This is a genomic window from Bacillus sp. FJAT-22090 (genome assembly GCF_007676755.1).
Taxonomy (GTDB): domain Bacteria; phylum Bacillota; class Bacilli; order Bacillales_A; family Planococcaceae; genus Psychrobacillus.
Map to the genome: position 1 here is coordinate 391,202 of NZ_VEBK01000002.1, position 18,059 is coordinate 409,260.

Annotated in this window: 23 protein-coding genes; 1 reads left to right on the plus strand and 22 read right to left on the minus strand. The window is 37.4% G+C overall.

The window, feature by feature from the left end:
• Positions 1-32: 32 nt before the first annotated feature.
• Together FS486_RS04735 and FS486_RS04740 are read right to left on the minus strand one after the other, a co-directional pair.
• Positions 33-431: a thioesterase family protein gene (locus tag FS486_RS04735; RefSeq protein WP_144510155.1), complete on the minus strand. Its 399-nt coding sequence runs from the start codon at positions 429-431 to the stop codon at positions 33-35.
• A 299-nt stretch (positions 432-730) separates the two neighbouring features.
• Positions 731-1,705, minus strand: a complete 975-nt coding sequence (locus FS486_RS04740) for an NAD(P)H-dependent flavin oxidoreductase (protein ID WP_144510156.1) — start codon at positions 1,703-1,705, stop codon at positions 731-733.
• Positions 1,706-1,975: 270 nt separating this feature from the next.
• Between FS486_RS04740 and FS486_RS04745 the strand changes: the two genes are divergently transcribed.
• Positions 1,976-2,494, plus strand: coding sequence for a gamma carbonic anhydrase family protein (locus FS486_RS04745; protein ID WP_144510157.1), 519 nt, complete (start codon positions 1,976-1,978; stop codon positions 2,492-2,494).
• A gap of 89 nt (positions 2,495-2,583) precedes the next feature.
• On the opposite strand, the gene paaX is transcribed toward FS486_RS04745, so the two are convergent.
• The 20 genes from paaX to FS486_RS04845 form a co-directional block, all read right to left on the minus strand.
• Positions 2,584-3,462 (minus strand): phenylacetic acid degradation operon negative regulatory protein PaaX, encoded by an 879-nt coding sequence (paaX, locus tag FS486_RS04750; RefSeq protein WP_144510158.1) that lies wholly within the window; start codon positions 3,460-3,462, stop codon positions 2,584-2,586.
• Between the two features lie 119 nt (positions 3,463-3,581).
• Positions 3,582-4,787 (minus strand): acetyl-CoA C-acyltransferase, encoded by a 1,206-nt coding sequence (locus tag FS486_RS04755; protein ID WP_144510159.1) that lies wholly within the window; start codon positions 4,785-4,787, stop codon positions 3,582-3,584.
• Positions 4,784-5,656, minus strand: a complete 873-nt coding sequence (locus FS486_RS04760) for a 3-hydroxyacyl-CoA dehydrogenase (protein ID WP_144510227.1) — start codon at positions 5,654-5,656, stop codon at positions 4,784-4,786. The genes FS486_RS04755 and FS486_RS04760 overlap by 4 nt, the downstream gene beginning before the upstream one ends.
• A 76-nt stretch (positions 5,657-5,732) precedes the next feature.
• Positions 5,733-7,250, minus strand: coding sequence for an aldehyde dehydrogenase family protein (locus FS486_RS04765; protein WP_144510160.1), 1,518 nt, complete (start codon positions 7,248-7,250; stop codon positions 5,733-5,735).
• Between the two features lie 14 nt (positions 7,251-7,264).
• Positions 7,265-8,038 carry an enoyl-CoA hydratase-related protein gene (locus FS486_RS04770; RefSeq protein WP_144510161.1) on the minus strand — a complete coding sequence of 258 codons (774 nt, stop codon included), beginning with the start codon at positions 8,036-8,038 and terminating at the stop codon, positions 7,265-7,267.
• Positions 8,039-8,050: 12 nt separating this feature from the next.
• Positions 8,051-8,827: an enoyl-CoA hydratase/isomerase family protein gene (locus FS486_RS04775; protein ID WP_144510162.1), complete on the minus strand. Its 777-nt coding sequence runs from the start codon at positions 8,825-8,827 to the stop codon at positions 8,051-8,053.
• Positions 8,827-9,129: an EthD family reductase gene (locus tag FS486_RS04780; protein WP_144510163.1), complete on the minus strand. Its 303-nt coding sequence runs from the start codon at positions 9,127-9,129 to the stop codon at positions 8,827-8,829. The genes FS486_RS04775 and FS486_RS04780 overlap by 1 nt, the downstream gene beginning before the upstream one ends.
• 16 nt (positions 9,130-9,145) lie before the next feature.
• Positions 9,146-9,649 (minus strand): 1,2-phenylacetyl-CoA epoxidase subunit PaaD, encoded by a 504-nt coding sequence (gene paaD, locus FS486_RS04785; RefSeq protein ID WP_144510164.1) that lies wholly within the window; start codon positions 9,647-9,649, stop codon positions 9,146-9,148.
• Between the two features lie 26 nt (positions 9,650-9,675).
• Positions 9,676-10,488, minus strand: coding sequence for a 1,2-phenylacetyl-CoA epoxidase subunit PaaC (gene paaC / locus FS486_RS04790; protein ID WP_395940827.1), 813 nt, complete (start codon positions 10,486-10,488; stop codon positions 9,676-9,678).
• Complete coding sequence (gene paaB / locus FS486_RS04795; protein WP_144510166.1) at positions 10,485-10,832, minus strand: 1,2-phenylacetyl-CoA epoxidase subunit PaaB; 348 nt, start codon at positions 10,830-10,832, stop codon at positions 10,485-10,487. The genes paaC and paaB overlap by 4 nt, the downstream gene beginning before the upstream one ends.
• Before the next feature lie 18 nt (positions 10,833-10,850).
• Entirely contained in the window at positions 10,851-11,801 is a 951-nt protein-coding gene (gene paaA, locus FS486_RS04800; RefSeq protein WP_395940828.1) for a 1,2-phenylacetyl-CoA epoxidase subunit PaaA, read from the minus strand.
• 96 nt (positions 11,802-11,897) lie between these two features.
• Entirely contained in the window at positions 11,898-12,920 is a 1,023-nt protein-coding gene (locus FS486_RS04805; protein ID WP_144510168.1) for an NAD(P)/FAD-dependent oxidoreductase, read from the minus strand.
• A gap of 391 nt (positions 12,921-13,311) precedes the next feature.
• Positions 13,312-13,725 (minus strand): GNAT family N-acetyltransferase, encoded by a 414-nt coding sequence (locus tag FS486_RS04810; RefSeq protein ID WP_144510169.1) that lies wholly within the window; start codon positions 13,723-13,725, stop codon positions 13,312-13,314.
• Between the two features lie 29 nt (positions 13,726-13,754).
• Positions 13,755-14,309: a 2'-5' RNA ligase family protein gene (locus tag FS486_RS04815; RefSeq protein ID WP_260858015.1), complete on the minus strand. Its 555-nt coding sequence runs from the start codon at positions 14,307-14,309 to the stop codon at positions 13,755-13,757.
• Between the two features lie 37 nt (positions 14,310-14,346).
• Positions 14,347-14,886 (minus strand): histidine phosphatase family protein, encoded by a 540-nt coding sequence (locus FS486_RS04820; protein ID WP_144510170.1) that lies wholly within the window; start codon positions 14,884-14,886, stop codon positions 14,347-14,349.
• Positions 14,883-15,407: a GNAT family N-acetyltransferase gene (locus tag FS486_RS04825; RefSeq protein WP_144510171.1), complete on the minus strand. Its 525-nt coding sequence runs from the start codon at positions 15,405-15,407 to the stop codon at positions 14,883-14,885. The genes FS486_RS04820 and FS486_RS04825 overlap by 4 nt, the downstream gene beginning before the upstream one ends.
• A 36-nt stretch (positions 15,408-15,443) precedes the next feature.
• Positions 15,444-15,893 (minus strand): effector binding domain-containing protein, encoded by a 450-nt coding sequence (locus tag FS486_RS04830; protein WP_144510172.1) that lies wholly within the window; start codon positions 15,891-15,893, stop codon positions 15,444-15,446.
• A gap of 37 nt (positions 15,894-15,930) precedes the next feature.
• On the minus strand, positions 15,931-16,467 hold the full coding sequence (locus FS486_RS04835) for a DUF6886 family protein (RefSeq protein ID WP_144510173.1): 537 nt from the start codon (positions 16,465-16,467) through the stop codon (positions 15,931-15,933).
• Positions 16,468-16,486: 19 nt separating this feature from the next.
• Positions 16,487-16,969, minus strand: a complete 483-nt coding sequence (locus tag FS486_RS04840) for a GNAT family N-acetyltransferase (protein WP_144510174.1) — start codon at positions 16,967-16,969, stop codon at positions 16,487-16,489.
• 154 nt (positions 16,970-17,123) lie between these two features.
• Complete coding sequence (locus FS486_RS04845) at positions 17,124-17,918, minus strand: hypothetical protein (protein WP_144510175.1); 795 nt, start codon at positions 17,916-17,918, stop codon at positions 17,124-17,126.
• Between the last annotated feature and the right edge of the window lie 141 nt (positions 17,919-18,059).

Sequence of the window (18,059 nt, forward strand, 5' to 3'; positions counted from 1 at the left end):
CTGTTATGCCCCCTTTTAGAATCTATTTCCTCTTAAAATGATGAAGCACTTCTAAGTTTTTCATTGATCATTTCTTTTGATAATATTACTTGCCTTACTTCTCCTTCCCCAATAATCCCCTTTTGATTAGACGCAGTGATTGTTGTCACCACAACATTCTTATGTAGTTCTACTAATGTTGCTTTCAATGTAACTGTGGAACCAAGTGGGGATGGCGCTATATGATTGAGCTTTACCGAAGCGCCCATTCCTTCTTCATGGTCTTCTAGAAACGGTAGAATTATTTTTCGAGAAACCCATTCCATATGGTAGGTCATCGCTACCGTTGAATAAACGGGATGTACGATCCTTCCTTCAAAAGAAGCAAACATATCTTTCGTTACTTTAATTTCTATCGTCTCTTCTCTTCCAACTTCCATTCCGTGTTTCACCAAAACACCTCTATTCACTATATGCTTGATTGCCCGTAAATCTGAATGAAGTTTTCTTAGTTTACCTACTCAAATAAGTGTAACCGCTTACATTAATAACTATATTCTTATTTACATAACACTATTACAACGTAATCGTAACAATCTGTAATACTATAGTCAATACTATTTTTGATATAAAACTATTTATTTTGAATTTACTGAACTTTATTTATAAAAAAGAAAGCATTGTGTATAATCATCACATCTTTCTGTGACTTTATCGAAAAAAAAATAATGAGATGAACTCTCACTATTTTTTAATGCTTATTATTTGCTCGTATTTTATTTATCCTTTCTAGAGATTTAGCCATCTTATTTTCTGCTTCCTCCATCATTTCATTTATCAACTCTTTAACTGTTGGAATATCTTCAATAAGACCCGCAATTTGCCCACTATTTAAAAACCCATTTTCCATATCACCTTCAATTGCCCCTTTAATATGACGTTCTTCAGAAGTTATTTCGTTGTAAAATTCAAGAGTTATCCCCTTTTTATCTAATTTATCAAGCTCAACTCCATAAGGTGTTTTTAAAATTCTTCGAACACGCCCCAAGCTACGTCCAATAACTAAAGTTTCTGTATCACTTGCTTTCACAAGGTTTTGTTTGTAAGTATTATGAAAAGGTGCCTCCTTTGTTGCAATTAAACGAGTACCAATTTGGACACCACTGGCACCAAGCATAATCGCAGCTGCTAATCCTTTGCCATCTGCTATACCTCCTGCTGCAATCACTGGAACTTTTACGTGTTTAACAATTTGTGGTATAAGCGTGAATGTCGTCAATTCCAAATTTGAGTTTATGCCGGCTGCTTCAAACCCTTCAGCCACTAGTATGTCAGCTCCTGCTTCTTCGGCTTTTTTTGCATGCTTTACGGACGCCACTAAAGAGATAACTATTATGCCATGCTCATGCAGCCTAGGAATATAGGGTGCAGGATTGCCTGCTGATAAAGACACAATTGGAATGTTATGTTTGATAACAAGATCAATCAATTCGTTAACATAAGGTGAGACGTTAATTGCTATGTTGATCGCAATTCTTTTTTTAGTTAGCTGTTTGGTTTTCAGTATTATTGTCTCTACTTCAGAAGGTGTCATAGTTCCGCATCCTATTGTACCGAGACCTCCTGCCTCTGAAACAGCTGAGGTAAGTTGTGCATTACTTATATTTCCCATCCCCCCTTGAATAATCGGATAGTCTATTTGCAGTTTCTCACAAATACATATCATTTTTTATCCACCCCTCTTAAAATATGTTATAGTAAAATCTAAAGAATAACAATTAAGAAAATTCAGCTATTAACTATTAAATTTTCCAAACTGGGAGTATATTTAAAATGATATGCGAAGCCCTAGTATAGGGAGAGTGAGCGTCCATGGGCAGAGAAAATCATAGCGGTCACTAGCATCATCGCATTATTCCTAATCAACGAACCGTAACATAAAGATGGGGAACTGGAAGACTTCTTTAGATAATTTTAAAAAATGGGGGTTATATGGATGATTATCAATTTTAAAGGGAAAAAACCTGAGCTTGCACCGACGGTTTTTGTTGCGCCAGGTGTCAAAATTATAGGCGATGTGCAAGTTGGAGATGAGTCTACTATTTGGTTCAATTCAGTTTTGAGAGGAGATGAAGGCTCTATCAAAATCGGAAAAAGGTGTAGCATTCAAGATAATTCGACTATTCATTTATATGAAGATGCACCAGTTGAAATAGATGATGAGGTGACCGTTGGACATAATGTAATTCTTCATGGCTGTAAAGTTGGGAAACGCTCTATTATTGGAATGGGCTCTACCATATTGGATCACGTAGAGATTGGAGAAGAGTGTATTATTGGAGCAAACACGTTAGTTCCACCCGGTAAGAAGATTCCGTCTCGTTCACTAGTCGTCGGTTCACCTGGAAAGGTAGTGAGGGAATTGAACGAAAAAGATTTTGAGATTATCCAACTTTCCATCGACACATATGTTCAAAAAGGATATGATTATCGTGAAATTTTAGATGGTAAGTAGATTTCCTACTTCATAAATGATAAGTGGGCAGCAGAAATTAACTTTCTGTCTGCCCACTTATACAATCATTCTATATTGCACAAAAAGCATCAATCATTAAATAAAGGGTGATCCCCCGCGTCATATTCTCTATCTTTTTGACGCATATCATTCTCTTCTTGAAAAACTTCTTCAAAAAAATGGCTTGCGGGTGGTGCGAGCAATTTATAATATTGCTCAAATAACAGAGCGGCATGGTTCCCACTCCATATTTCGGGTAACAATTCTTTTGGTAAGCCTGGATCAGTAAAAAGAAATTTCCGATATTCATGCACAAGCTTCGTCCGCTCCACAAAACACTCTGCATCAGTCATCTGACCACTATTCATCATGCTTTGATGAACTATATACTGTTTGCTGTATGTCGAGATAAAAGCTTGATATTTTCCCTCAAGCTCTTGAAGATGCCAACTTTTTTCGACAAGTGTTCTGTTTGCTTGTGGTCCTTTATATTCCGAGACAAAGAAATCTACATAATTTTGAATATCGTATTTTTCAATGAGATATTCTACTTCTTTTTCGAGATTATTTGGGGAGATCCAACATCCATTTGAAAAACTGCCGAATCCGCTCCACAAAAGCTCTTTACGAAGTTCATCACGAATTTGCCGTTTTTCCTCTGGAATTGTATACATAAGCATCCGCCATTTACCATCCCATTCATTCGGCATCATTTTAAAAATCCGAATTGCCGCTTCTTCCATTCGTGCTTCTCCCCGACTTGTCAGGAAGTAATAGCTTTTATTTCCTTTCTTTTCTGAATCGATCCAACCTTGTTTCATCATTCTGGAAACAGCAACTCGCACTGATTGTTCGTTATGGCCAAATTCTTTCAATAACCGGATCAAGCTCCCAATCCATATTTTGTTTCCATAATGACGTATATAATCACCGTATATGGTAAATATCATTGATTGTGTATTCGACATAAAGGTTCACTCTTTTCTTTTTACCTATTTACCAATATATCACGATTTTACCCTTCTTTCATTATTTTGTAATAAGAAAACGGAGAGCAATTTTTTTATTTGTTTGTTTATGTTTCCTTCTATTCCAATACATTCTCAAAAATTGTTGCAATTCCTTGCCCTACTCCAATACACATAGTCGCTAATCCATATTGAACGTCTCTTTTCTTCATTTCATATAAAAGTGTCGTCACAATTCGAGCACCACTCGCACCTAGAGGATGTCCAAATGCAATTGCTCCACCATTGACATTCACTTTTTCACTATTTAAATCTAACTGTCTCATGCATTCCAAAGATTGAGAAGCAAATGCTTCATTCAATTCAACTAGACCAATATCATTTATAGTTAATTTCGCACGTTTTAGCACTTTTCTTGAAGCGAAAATAGGACCGAGTCCCATCACCGAAGGGTCAAGTCCAGCCGTTGCACCTGTTATATATTTTGCTATTGGCTTCAAATTCAATTCTTTTGCTTTATTAGCACTCATCAAAAGAAGGGCAGCTGCACCGTCATTGACGCCCGAAGCGTTGCCTGCTGTAACTGTGCCTCCATCAAATAATGGTTTTAGTTTGCTAAGTTTCTCTAGCGTTGTTTCTGTCCGGGGATGTTCATCTTGATCGACGATAATATTATTCCCTTTTTGATCTTTATAAATAACCGGAACAATTTCTTCAGCGAAACGGTTTGCTTCCATCGCTTTTTTTGCCCGTTGTTGGCTTTCAAATGCAAATATATCTTGATCTTCCCTTGATATATAATATTGCTGGGCCACATTTTCCGCTGTTTCCGGCATCGTATGTGCACCGTACATTTCTTTCAATTTATTGTTTGTAAAACGCCAGCCAATTGTAGTATCTCGTAGTTCCATATTGCCCCGTGGAAATTCCCTATTAGGTTTTGCCATGACAAGTGGGGCGCGAGTCATACTTTCCGTACCGCCTGCAATGAAAATATCCCCTTCTCCAACTGCAATTGCTCTTGCAGCGTACATGATCGCGTCCATACCCGACCCGCAAAGACGGTTAATAGTAGTGCCAGCCACTTCTACAGGAAGCCCTGCCAATAGGCCAGACATACGGGCAACGTTGCGGTTATCTTCACCAGCTTGGTTAGCATTTCCGAAAACGACTTCCTCGATTTGCTGTGGAGGGAGCTCTGGGTTCCGTTCAATAAGTGCCTTTATAACGACAGCTCCCAAATCGTCAGGGCGTACATCTTTTAATGCTCCATTATATTTTCCTATAGGTGTACGGACCGCATCCACAATAACAATTTCTCTCACTTTTTCATCAACTCTTCCTCTATTGTATAGTCGTATACCCCTTTACCGCTTTTTCGTCCTAGACGCCCCGCTTTGACATATTGTTCTAACAATGGAGCTGGACGATATTTCTCCCCAAGCTTTTCATGTAAATATTTCAAGTTATTCAACCGAGTATCTAGCCCAACGAGATCCACTAGTTCGAATGGTCCCATCGGATAATTCAAACCTAGCTTAATCGCTTTATCAATTTCTTCTGGTGTCCCTAGGCCTTCTTGAAGCATATAAAAGGCTTCATTGCCTACGAGCGCACTGATCCGGCTCGTTACAAACCCAGGGAACTCATTGATAACGACCGTTTCTTTACCCATTCTTATAGCTACTTCTTTAATCGCGTCTATTGTCTCTTCGCTCGTTTCCAGTCCGCGAATAATTTCGACAAGAGGCATCTTATGTACAGGATTAAAAAAGTGCATCGCAATTGTTTTCTCTGGACGTTTACCAAAAGAGGCAATTTCCGTCGGACTCATTGTGGATGTATTTGTAGCAAAATAACAATGCGTAGGGGCATGTTCCTCCATTGTTTCAAACACCAGCTTTTTAATCTCTACCTTTTCTGGCACCGCTTCAATAATTAAGTCTGCATTTCCAATCGCTTTTGCTATATCACTTTCATAAATTATATTTTTTCGTGTTTGTTTAGCCTGTTCAGTTGAAATTTTACCGCGCACAAGTCCTTTTTCTAAAATTGTATTCATTTCCTGCTTTGCATGTTGTAAAGCAGAACTATTATTGTCAACGACTGTTACCGTGTACCCGCCAATCGCTCCTACATATGCAATTTCTCTTCCCATGACACCTGAACCTATAACAACAATGTGATGGATCATCATTTCAAACCTCCTTTTATATGAAAGAAGAAGGACAGGGTTATAATAGATTCACTGTCCGTAATTCTACTTTATGTTACAGTCCGAACGGATTTAGAGGACGACTGCCATAATAAGATAAAATGCTTTTCGTTTCTGTATAGAGATCCAGTGTTTCGATGCACAACTCACGCCCGAATCCGGATTGCTTATAGCCACCGAATGGGGTTCCAGGAAAAGCAGAAAACGGGCAATTTACCATAACTATTCCCGCTTGGATTTGATTTGCCACACGCGTAGCACGCGCACCATCTTTTGACCAAATGGCAGAACCTAAACCAAATTGCGTATCATTTGCCAGTTGGATAGCTTCTTTTTCATCTTTAAATTTCATCACAACAACAACCGGACCAAAGATCTCTTCTTTTACTACGGTCATATCTTGTTGAACGTTTGTAATGATTGTTGGCTCATACCAGTATCCATTTTCGTAGCCTTCTGGTTTCGCAACATTGCCACCTACAAGAATTTCTGCACCATCTTCACGTGCGGTTTGAACGTAACCATTGATTGTATCAAGTTGGCCTTGGTCGATAATTGCTCCGACATGTGTTGCTTTATCAAAAGGATTTCCAAGCTGTAGTTTTTTTGTTTTTTCTACAAATTTGTTCATGAATTCATCGTATATAGCTTCATGGACATATAGGCGTGAACGTGCTTCGCAAGATTGACCTGAGTTATAGAAAATACCAAACAAAGAACCATCCACTGCTGCATCAATATCTGCATCGTCAAATACAAGGTTTGGAGATTTCCCCCCAAGCTCGAGTGTGACACGCTTTAATGTTTGAGACGCTTTCCCCATTATGTCTTTACCTATAGGGGTTGAGCCGGTGAACGCTACTTTATCCACTTGCGGATGCTCTACTAAATAATTTCCGATTTCAGATCCAGAACCTGGCAAAATGTTTACAACGCCTGCTGGAACACCTGCTTCAAGGCAAATTTCTCCCAGAATTATAGCAGTGAGTGGAGTAAGGGATGCCGGTTTTACTACTATCGAACAGCCAACTGCAATGGCAGGTGCTACTTTCCAGGCAGCCATCATCAATGGATAATTCCATGGAATGATTTGTGCACATACTCCCACAGGCTCCTTTTCTGTATAGTTGTGAAATTGCCCAGGGACATTGTTTACGGTTCCACGATGACCCACAATGGCACCAGCATAAAACTCAAAATCTTCGATTGCTTGTGACACTTGACCTTGTGCTGCATGAAGTGATTTACCAGTATCTAGTATTTCCAGTTCAACAAGTTCGTTGAATCGTGCTCGCATTATAGCGGCAATTTTGTTCAGTACTTGTGCTCGTCGACCAATAGGATACATCTTCCATTTACCATTATCAAAAGCGTTACGAGCGGCTGTAATAGCTTTTGCCGCATCCTCCTTTGAAGCTTTTGCCACTTCCGCAACAAGCTCACCCGTTGCAGGATTGTATGTTTTAATCGTTTCTCCTGTACTACTCTTTACTTTTTCACCGTTAATAATTAAATGATAAAAGTCTCGTTTCATCGCTTCTTGCTCGACTTTATTTTCTCCAATTGTTGCCATGTGATCAGCTCTCCCTATTTCCCTGAAAAAACAGGTTTTCTTTTTTCCATAAATGCATGCACACCTTCTAGGTGATCCTTTGTAAGACCAGCAATCCGCTGTCCCTGTGCTTCTTGTTCTAGATAGTCTTCAAACGAAAGTTCTGTAACCGCTTTCAACGATCGTTTGATCAGTCCTATTGCCTTTGTTGGCTTAGTAGCAATACTTGCTGCAAATAATGATATTTCTTCTTCCCATCTTTCGAATGGTATAAGACGATTTGCAAGACCTAAAGCCACAGCATCATCCGCTGAAACTTTCTCTCCTAAAATAGCTAGTTCTGTTGCTTTAGCTTGGCCAACTAGTTGGGTTAAATAATAAAGATTTCCCGAATCTGGAATCAGTCCAACATGTATGAATGCATTTATAAAGCTAGAGCGGTCTGAAACAAGTCGAAAGTCACAAGCAAGTGCGAGACTGAAGCCTGCTCCAGCAGCTACTCCATTTACTGCCGCAACGATTGGCTTTTCACATTGCCTAATTTGTTTAATCATCGGACCGTAATAATCTCTTAATATTTGCCCATGATCCATTTGATTGTCCACTTCTGCTAAATCTTGTCCGGAACAAAAAGCACGACCTTCTCCAGTAATAACGATACATCGTACTTGTTCATCAAAAGTTGCGGTTTTAATGGCTTCTTTCACTTCTCGATTCATTTGAGCGACAAACGCGTTCAATTTATCAGGTCTATTTAAATAAAGCCATGCAACTCCCTCTCTAATCTCATATCTAATCGTTTCAAACATGCTACAACCTCCTTACTTCCCTTGATAATTCGGATTCCTTTTTTCAACAAATGCATTCATACCTTCTTTTTGATCCTGTGTCGCAAAAAGCAAGTAAAAGTTTTTTCGCTCATATTGCATTCCTTCATATAAAGGATAATCTACCGCTTTATTAACCGAATCTTTAATAAGGCGTACAGATAGAGGTGGTTGTTTAGCAATACGCTTCGCAAATTTCATTGTTTCTTCCATTATTAGCTCGGTAGATACAATTTTGTTAAGGATGCCATATTTAATAGCCACTTCTGCAGAAATACGCTCTCCTAACAAAAGCCATTCGAGTGCTTTCGTACGACCGACAAGTTTCGTTAGCCGCTGTGTACCTCCTGCTCCTGGCATAACCCCTAGTCCAACTTCAGGAAAAGAAAACTCTGTACCACTTGCAGCAATTAATAAATCACAGCAAAGGGCGAGCTCAAAACCACCGCCGAAAACGAATCCTTTTACTGCTCCAATAATAGGCTTTTTGATAAGTGCAAGGCGATCCCAATCCGCAAACTGATTTAGCAGTTCCAGGCTAATCGGATTATCATCCATCATTTCGCCAATATCAGCTCCTGCCGAAAAAGCACGACCTTTTCCTGTAAGCACGATAACTTGAACGTTTTCATCTCGATCAAACGTCTCCATAGCTATGACTATTTCACCAACCATTTTTCGATTCAATGAGTTTAACTCTCTTGGACGATTCAATTCAATAATGGCGACGTTTTCTGTTATAGAAGTTTCAATGAATTCGAAACGGTTCATTACGCTTCCTCGCCGATCATTAATGTGACTAGATCACCTGCAAAACCCATTAAATCCTTCCCTGATGCTTTACCTTCCGGAGAACGCAAGCCCTGCTGTAATGCATCTAAGCTATCATAATGCATTTCACATGTAAAATAATACTTACCTTTTCCTCCCATTGGAGACCCTGTTACTTTTGTCACCTTCATTTCTCTTAGTCCAGGTATTTTAGCTGTTAGTGGGGCATGTACGTTGAAATAATGCTCATCAAAAGCCTCTTTATTTTCAGGGTGTTTATATAAAGCGATTAATTTAGCCATTTATATTCTCCTCACTTCACATTAATGTTGAAACAGGTTTCATTGCCTCAAAGACATTTTTACAGCTCTTACAATATAAAATACTTCTGCACGCCGTCGGTCCGAAAATGTTCTCCATCGATACATAAGTAGATCCACAATATGCACAATCCACATGCCATGATCCATCTTCTTCTATCTGGTGGGGTGGAGGTGCAATACCGAATTTCCGAAGATTTACATGTCCTTCTTCCGTTATACGATCAGATGTCCACGGTGGATGTAAGACGAATGTTACTTTAATATCTTCTACTTCCGGTAAACCATCTTGTACGGCATTCATCGTATTCGATTTGATGATTTCGAGTGCTGGACATCCTAAAAAAGTGGGAAGCAACACAATTTTTACATTATTTCCTTCTGTAGTAACTTCCTCTACCATACCTAAATCTATGATACTAATAGAATCGATTTCCGGATCCGTTACTTTTTTTAGTACTTCCAATACACGCTCGGCAGAGACTTCTACAGATGCAGTCATCTATGTCACCACTTTCCATTTTTAGATTACCAAACAGCCACTGGATCTAACCGATAAACTTCGGAAAGAGTTAGTAATGCTTCCTCTAAATCTTTTGTATGTTCGCCGTTACGTCCGTTTTTCGTAGGGTTATCTGGAATCTTAGGCAACTCCATTTGAAGAGTAACGAAGATCGGTTTGATACTCGCTTTCCAACTTTCTTTTAAAGTTTCTTCACAATCTATTAAGCCGCTTTTTTCAATAATATGTTTCGAGTTTCCAAATGAGAATACATCTCCAAAATCAGCCATTACAAGTTTAATTGCATCGTTCATTTTCTGATTTGCTACATCGGTAGAGCTCAATAATTGCTTAAACCATGTCTCCCAGTGTAACTTGTGATAATACAGCTCCATTTTTACTTTTATAGCTGTTTCTGCTAATGGAGTGTACGAGCTTTTGCATAATGATTCAATTTTTGTTTTTTTGGCCGATGTGTAAAAGTAACTTCTTACAACGTGATATGCCCAATCGTATTGAGGTGTTTCCATGTAATAGCCTTTACCGTTCACTCGCTCAGTGAGGATAGTGTTTTTCCTGTCACCGGCCTGGCGCAAGTGAGCAAGATTATCTGCATTTCCTACTCCTAAGTCTTCTAGTAGTTTAAAGTACATGGCCGCATGCCCCATGCTGTCTTGACTAATCGATGAGGAAGCAACGTCTTCTTCAATATGCGGAGCAAGGCCAAGCCATTCCGATCCTCTATATGCATATAAAAAATCATCATCGGCAAGCTGGAAAAGTAAGCTTGTAATCGCTTCCATATACTCAGGGGTAAAGTTCGAATCAATTTCGATCATTTTCGTTCTCCTCCCCATGAAAGGATCTCTTTTTCATCTAGAACTTGTTGCTCGTATTGACGCCATTTCTTCTTTAAATAACCATAGCCTTTTGTTGTCCGATAATCTTTATTGTCCAGTCTACCAAGCGTCAATTTCTCTACGTCATCCATTTTTCTAATATTCTTTCGATTGATTATCCAAATATCGGCAACCGGCTCTCGACGCATAAAGTTTTCCTGAGCCAAAATTATCGCCATATCTTCGTTGGGAGCAAGAAGGCTGAATTGGTGCTGGAATGTAGAACTCGGTGTACGCTTGCTAAAAACTTCATATTCTTGATAAAATGTTTTCTCTTCGGCCATTTTTTCTAACTCCTTTCTCTAGTTGACCGCCACGCTCAGTGCCTCCCGAACCCATGCATTATTTTCATACGAAGATCGGCGTAAGTTCAGACGGGCTTGTGATCGGGGGCCGCCATTTTTGATGATTTTCTTGAATTCATTCCAATCCGGTTGTTTATATTCCCACAACTTACTTTCTTTATCGAAACGGAGAGTCGGATCTGGAATTTTCAGCCCAAGTGACAAAATGCGTGGGACATACTTATCAAAAAAGATTTGTCTGAATTCTTCGTTGGTTTTTGTTCGAATTTTATATTTAATTGTTAAGTCTTGTTTCGAGGAACCAGTTGTTTCTTTGCTTGCTGGACCAAAGAACATAAGCAGCGCCTCCCACCAACGATCAAGAGATTCTTGAATCATAGCTTTTTGTTCTTCGGTCCCTTCAGAAAGTGCCATAATAATGGATTCACCATGCTGTGCATGAAACACCTCTTCTGCGCAAATACGCTGTAGTGCCCTTGCGTATGGGCCATATGATGCACCTAGCATATTTGTTTGCGTAATAATAGCCGCACCATCAACAAGCCACCCTATGATTCCTGCATCCGCCCAAGTTTTCGTTTCCATATGAAAAACATTATGGAATTTTAAATCCCCGTTAAATAAATCTTGCATTATATCTCCACGGTTTTTTCCATAAGGTAAAAGCAAATCTTCTGTCACACGAAGAAGTAGCTGACCATGGCCCATTTCATCTTGTACTTTTGCCATAATACCAAGCTTTCTCTTAAGTGAAGGAGCCCGCGGTACCCATTCTTTCTCCGGCAGTGCCCCCATTATTTCGCTTATACCATGCATGGAAATTAATCTAATCAATGTCAGTCTATATTCTTCCGGCATCCAATCATCCGCTTCTATCTTGTCGCCTTTTTCAATTCGTTGCAGAAAATTAGCCAGTTTTTCTTCTTCCGTATTGTATAAATTAGTCAATTCTAATCCCCCCTTCATTTAAGTTATGCATGGTTGTTGATGTGTATAACATTTTAATAACGACATTACTCAACCAAGTAACATTAGTTTTTCTATCTATAGAGCTGCTTTAGTTCTTTGTTCAGTTTTATCCATTACACTTGTGCTATGAAGCGGCTGAACTTTGGCTGTTGGATCGATATACACTTTTGCATTACTTATAGCTGTCGGTGCTTCGCCAAATCCACTAGCAATCAACTTAACTTTGCCATCATAAGTACAAACATCACCCGCGGCGTAAATACCTGGAATATTAGTTTCCATCTTTGAATTTACAATGATACTATTTTTTTCTAAATTTAACCCCCAATTTTTAATGGGACCTAAAGAGGATACGAATCCATAATTGACAATCACATGGTCAACATCGATCACCTTTGTTTCTGAACTTTTCACTTCTTTTAGAACAACATGAGTAATTCTTTCTTCTCCGATGAGTTCAAAGGGAACGAATGGCGTCAAAACATCAACAGTAGAACTCCTCAACTTTTCTACGGTATGTTCATGCGCTCGAAAGTTATTGCGTCGATGCACTAATGTTACTTTTTCAGCAACAGTTTCTAGCATAAGCGCCCAGTCTACTGCAGAATCTCCTCCACCGAAAAGCTGTACTTTTTTCCCAGCGAATTGTTGTATATCTTGAATAAAATAATGCAGGTTATGTTCCTCGAATTTCCAAGAGTTTTCAAGATCGAGTTTCTTCGGCCGGAACGCTCCATTTCCCGCAGTAATTATTATTGCCTTAGTAAAATGATTTCCTTTATTGGTTTTTAATTTAAACGAACTGTCTTGCTGCCTTTCTATCTCTTCCACAGCTTCATTCAAACAGATCGTTTGGTCGAACTGTGCCATTTGTTTCTGTAAATTATCGACGAGTTGCTGTGCAGTTATTTTAGGAAATCCGGCAACATCATAAATATACTTTTCTGGATACAACGCAGCTAATTGTCCTCCTAATTGAGGAAGGCTTTCGATAATTTTACAAGACATATTACGCAGACCGGCATAGAACGCTGCAAACATACCGACCGGTCCTCCTCCGATAATGGTCACATCAAAAATTTTGTCGTTAAAAGACAAATCAATTCCTCCTCTAGTCCCCTTATAAGCGCATTACATTTTTTTCACTATAATTGTTTCCATTGATGGAATATACGAACTACGAACTCAGTCCTCCTATTCTTGTCATATGATACATTATATAACGTTTTTTAAACGGATATTATAAAATAAGTAATATGTTTTTAGATTAATAGTTAAGAACGAATAAGTCAACACATAATTCAGAAAATTTAAAACGTAGTTAATCTCCTCTTAAAATAAGGAAGCCCAGCTTAGAAAGAGATAGTAGACATAGGCATGATAGCGATTGGATAAAAAAAACGCTGCACCTAGGTAATAGGCCAGCATTTTTTATATGGTGGATTGCATATGCTTGATGAATTTTTTCTTGTGTTTCAGGAATATTTTTTTATTTTTTTAACCTCATTAAATTACTGCCGTTCACATCTTTTGAAAAACCAAACTTTTCATAGTATCCAACTAATCTATCGGGGCAATAAAGTTCCAGTCTATCAACGTCACGAACTAGTGGATGCTCTAAAATATAATTCATCAATATTGTACCGATTCCAGTATTTCTGTTAGTCTCTTTCGTCATCACATCGAAAATGAATGCTCTATATACTGTGTCGGTAATCACTCTTGCAAACCCTATCAATTCTTCCGTTTTATTATTAATTAACCCGATTACAACGCTGCTGTTGTCTATCATTTTTTTTATTTCGGAGAGTTCCCGATGCTCCGTCCACCATTCATTTTTAAATAATCCTTGTAATTCAATTAATTGATTTTCGTTTAATTTTTCTACAATGCTATAATTCATCGGCTTTTAGCTCCTTAACATAAATAGTATTACTCCGCACTCAATTTTTTAGAATAAATGATTGGTGCTTCACCCGGATTAAAGGTTTCAATAATAGCAATTTCTTTTATTTTTCCATAATTAGCATCCTTTATTTTCGAACAATAATCGAATGCCTCTACTAATTTTTTAGGAGTCAATCTATTTGCTATCGTACAATGTGGCATCCAACTATTTGGTAAATACAAGGAATTAGGAACATCATTAAATTGCTCAAAAACACTATGATGGTTTGCATGTAACTCAACTAATTCTTTTGTAACTGTTGGTGAGAAAAACAAAGTTCCAGAATTCACAAATGAGCCAATTGCATTCAATTTAATATCAATAGCTTTTTTGTCATCATAAAGTTCATCCAATAATTGAATGAAATCGGTTTTATTTATTTTGTTGTAACTCGCCAAAGTGATGTGGGGTCTTCGGTTTTGAACTTCAAATGCATAGTTAGAAATCGACTTTTCTTTTAAGTCTTTCCAAAGGTTTATGATTGTTTGTTCCATTTTTTCGTCAAATAAGGCAATTACACCATACATTTCTTCAGTCACCCTCTTTTATGTATTACCAATTGATAATGACGCCTATCTAATATTTGTAGCCGTGGAAGTGATATACTCTACATTCCCCATTGTTAGACGACAATGTTAAAATATTCCCGTCTATAGGCATTCCTTCAAAGTAAGCACCAATACAACCAGTTGTACATCGATGTCCAGATATAAAAATGTTCGCTTCTTTCTGACCATATTCATTTTGGAGTTCATACATAAAGCCAAAAATTCTTTTTATATAACTATCGACATTCTCAACTCCTTTATAAACAGTAGGATCTGGTATTGGTCCTAACATCTTTACCTGAGCTTTATTTAATCCGTCTGCTTCTCCTACATCATAAACATCCAGTCTTTTATCACTGATTACTTCTAAACCTGTAGCAATTTTTGCTGTTTGCATCGCTCTTTCCTGAGGAGAGGAAAATACAAGATCAAATTTAATATCTTGCAGTTTTTCCCTTAAAGCCTCTGCTTGCTTAATACCGTAATCATTTAATGCCAAACCTTGTTTTCCTTGCATTCTACCTTCTTTGTTTATATCCGTTTGGCCATGTCTGATTACATATATCACTGATCTGGTCTCCTTAATCTTTTTTGATATTTATTATGACCATCATTGAAACCGATAAGCTCAAAATTATTTTTATTATAAAAATCATTTAGCTTTTTGTTATCCGCAATGCAGTCTAATTTGATATAATCGCTGACGCTTCCATTATTGTTTTGTATCCAAATCAATATGCTGTTTCCTAACCCTTTTTTCATAAAAGAGGGAACGAGTGCAAGGCGATGTAAGTATAAAGAACTCGAGGTAGAATCATCGCCCCAAATATGCTTGTCCCAATCACTTTGTTTACTTAAAAGTGTAAATGTCGCGATTATATCATCATCCGATAAGACAATGTATGTTTCTCGATTTGAAATTGCTTGTTCAATCTCTACGTCATCACCACCCTCTAAAAGAAATCCCCACTGCTTTATATCATTATCTTGCAACCACCCTGCTACTTGTTTTAACATTTTGATTATTCTAGAGGTATCTCTACTTGTAGCAACTTTAATCTCACATTTTTCTAGGTAATTTGAGTACATTATTTATCTCCAAATTTTATTTATTAAAGATTTTAATTAGTAAGAATGGATTGGTAAGTATATTTCTACTTCTTCCTCGCTATTTTCAATCGAATGATATGTTTCGACAATATAAGAATCTAAGTTTCGTTTATAACCTTGTTCTTCCCCCCATTTCAATAACGAGAAATGAAGTGTGTTTATATCAGTTATCAACCCTCTGACATTTATGTAATCTCCTGAAACTTCGATATATTCCATCCCAGGTGGGACTACATCTAAAATACCATCAACTATTAAACCAACATAATACCTCCCTTCCATATGAGCCTCTTTTCTTTTCGGTTCATAAAGGGTAATTTCTTTTTCCGTATGATTTTTTATTTCATCCACTCGTTTTAAAAATTGACGAGCAGATCTAGGTACTTCCTTTCCAAAATCAGCAAAAGCACCACTGTTTTTCATACCTACTAATTTAAACTCTTTTTTTAACTTTTTGAATCCCATTTTATTTCCTCCTTGCAAATAAAATAATTTCCATTAATTATTTTAAACGAGGCGTTTTTCTAGGTTGTGCGAAGCCCATTCTACACATGGACCAATTCAGTGTTGTCTTTTGGATTTCATCGTATATATCCCATAAGTTATCGACCAGTCGTAACTCAATATTTCTGCTGAAAAGCGCAGTGAATAAATTACCTATTTCTATTTTATTTTTTGGGAACTGCTTTTTGTCACTAATAAAATAACCAGCATTTTCATCCAAAAGTTCAAATTCGCTAGCATTAAATTCATATAAATATAAGTTCGTATTTTGCATTATTTCAAACCACTTTTGTTCTATTACTACTACATGAGAAGTAGATTTGGATGATAAAAAAGTTAGCTTATCTGTCTCGGAAGTATTTGGTCCCACATGGTAGCAAACACGGGGACAATTCCTAGGCGTCAAAAAATTTGGCAAACATTTTTCATTAATAGCCCATATAAGCCCTTTTGTCTGATCTAAATCCATACGGGTTGGAATTCTAGGCAAAAAGAATTCTATATTACTTTCCTCACTAACATGAAAGAGTCTCATATTACATTCCCTTCAAATCCTATTTATATTCTATTTTAGAAGGAAAAAATTCCATAGGTTCTTTACAAAGAACATATCCATTTCTCTTATAGTAATCACCACTGTCCTCACTCGGCCACACGATGATAAATTCATAATTATTATTTTTGGCCCACTCATTAATAGTCGTGATCAATTTACTTCCAATTCCTTGGTTTCGATATTTTTGTATTGTATAAACATTTGTCATGTATGCAAATGGATATGTGATTCTTCCTGGTCGCGGTACTTTTGATATTAGCTGTATATAAATGTGAGATATTATCTTCGCTTCTTCCTCTGCAACCCAAATAAACCATGTTTCATTCTTCAAGGCATTTTCTAAGAAAGCTTGGCACTCCATTCTAAATGACTCAAAATTGTACTTGATAGATTTTTTTATTTCCTTATCATCGACAGTAAAATCCCATCTCATTTGAATTAACTGATTAATATCTTTTCTTTCGGCTAGTCTAAATTGCATAATAACTACTCCTTTAGCTTCCGCATTGTAGAATAATTGCTTTATATTGTTATTCTTCAAAGGATCATTAAATCCCTTTTTCGGGATAACAATCGTTGCCCTTTCAATACAAGTAAAAAGCATCTCACAACATAAAGAGATGCTTGCATGTAAACTATTCAATAGAAGTGGCAATTTTCAAAGCGTTCATTGGATCCTTTACTTTATCTATCATATAAACTATATTTTCCTTTTGCCAAGTTATTCTATTGTCTGATTGGTATACGTCAATATGAGCGGATCCGTTCGGTTTAGGAATAGGCAATGTATGGGTTTCTAAAAATTCTGTAGCCTCCTTGGCAAGCTTTATACCTCTTTCGCCTTCTGAAGTCCGTGTGTGAGCAGCTATTGCCCAACGACCTTCATTCCAACTTGTCCACATCGAACCTGCCCCAGCATCTTGATATCCAGTTATGCCATACCCTAGATCGATCGGCTGTCCACCCAACTCACTGAAGTTTTCAAAAGCTATTTGTTCACTAGCCTCCTGCACACTCTCATATTTTTGAGCACTAAGACGAGCAATAATTTGGCCATCTTGAATCGTTTCATGATTTAGCGCAATCTGTTCATCGCTTTCGTAAAATATAACTTCATAACTATTTGCATACGATTTTGTCTTAGCAGTTAAATACTTTCCTTGTTCCAAGGGTACTTCGCTTGGAAGCAGTTTAGGTAAATCGGTTTTCAAGTCGGTATTAATTGCATCTAATACTTCAGCCTGCGTCGTAGCTGGCATAGGTTGAGTTGATTCATTTTTGGGTGGTTCAACTTGAGGGGTATTTGGTTGTACTTCCGAAATCGGCTCTTTACTATTATTGTTAGTTTTTTCAACATCGCTATTAGTCGTACATGCACTAAGCAAACTTATGGTGAAAATTGGTATTACAAATTGCATTATAGGCTTCATTTGAATCTTCCTTTCTTTGTATTTAATTTTTCCCTCCAACCAAAAAAGTAAACTCCTTTTGACTAACTTAGGAGTTTACTTACTCATTTTTTTACTTTCACTTGCAAGAAAATTTTAGCTGTTGTCCATGTAATATTCGAC

Bases quoted from the DNA above. Each gene is read 5' to 3' on its own strand.
- FS486_RS04740 (WP_144510156.1), bottom strand. From the start codon at position 1,705: ATGATATGTATTTGTGAGAAACTGCAAATAGACTATCCGATTATTCAA.
- FS486_RS04745 (WP_144510157.1), top strand. From the start codon at position 1,976: ATGATTATCAATTTTAAAGGGAAAAAACCTGAGCTTGCACCGACGGTT.
- paaX (WP_144510158.1), bottom strand. From the start codon at position 3,462: ATGTCGAATACACAATCAATGATATTTACCATATACGGTGATTATATA.
- FS486_RS04760 (WP_144510227.1), bottom strand. From the start codon at position 5,656: ATGATCCATCACATTGTTGTTATAGGTTCAGGTGTCATGGGAAGAGAA.
- FS486_RS04765 (WP_144510160.1), bottom strand. From the start codon at position 7,250: ATGGCAACAATTGGAGAAAATAAAGTCGAGCAAGAAGCGATGAAACGA.
- FS486_RS04770 (WP_144510161.1), bottom strand. From the start codon at position 8,038: ATGTTTGAAACGATTAGATATGAGATTAGAGAGGGAGTTGCATGGCTT.
- FS486_RS04775 (WP_144510162.1), bottom strand. From the start codon at position 8,827: ATGAACCGTTTCGAATTCATTGAAACTTCTATAACAGAAAACGTCGCC.
- FS486_RS04780 (WP_144510163.1), bottom strand. From the start codon at position 9,129: ATGGCTAAATTAATCGCTTTATATAAACACCCTGAAAATAAAGAGGCT.
- paaD (WP_144510164.1), bottom strand. From the start codon at position 9,649: ATGACTGCATCTGTAGAAGTCTCTGCCGAGCGTGTATTGGAAGTACTA.
- paaC (WP_395940827.1), bottom strand. From the start codon at position 10,488: ATGATCGAAATTGATTCGAACTTTACCCCTGAGTATATGGAAGCGATT.
- paaB (WP_144510166.1), bottom strand. From the start codon at position 10,832: ATGGCCGAAGAGAAAACATTTTATCAAGAATATGAAGTTTTTAGCAAG.
- FS486_RS04810 (WP_144510169.1), bottom strand. From the start codon at position 13,725: ATGAATTATAGCATTGTAGAAAAATTAAACGAAAATCAATTAATTGAA.
- FS486_RS04825 (WP_144510171.1), bottom strand. From the start codon at position 15,407: ATGTACTCAAATTACCTAGAAAAATGTGAGATTAAAGTTGCTACAAGT.
- FS486_RS04830 (WP_144510172.1), bottom strand. From the start codon at position 15,893: ATGGGATTCAAAAAGTTAAAAAAAGAGTTTAAATTAGTAGGTATGAAA.
- FS486_RS04835 (WP_144510173.1), bottom strand. From the start codon at position 16,467: ATGAGACTCTTTCATGTTAGTGAGGAAAGTAATATAGAATTCTTTTTG.
- FS486_RS04840 (WP_144510174.1), bottom strand. From the start codon at position 16,969: ATGCAATTTAGACTAGCCGAAAGAAAAGATATTAATCAGTTAATTCAA.
- FS486_RS04845 (WP_144510175.1), bottom strand. From the start codon at position 17,918: ATGAAGCCTATAATGCAATTTGTAATACCAATTTTCACCATAAGTTTG.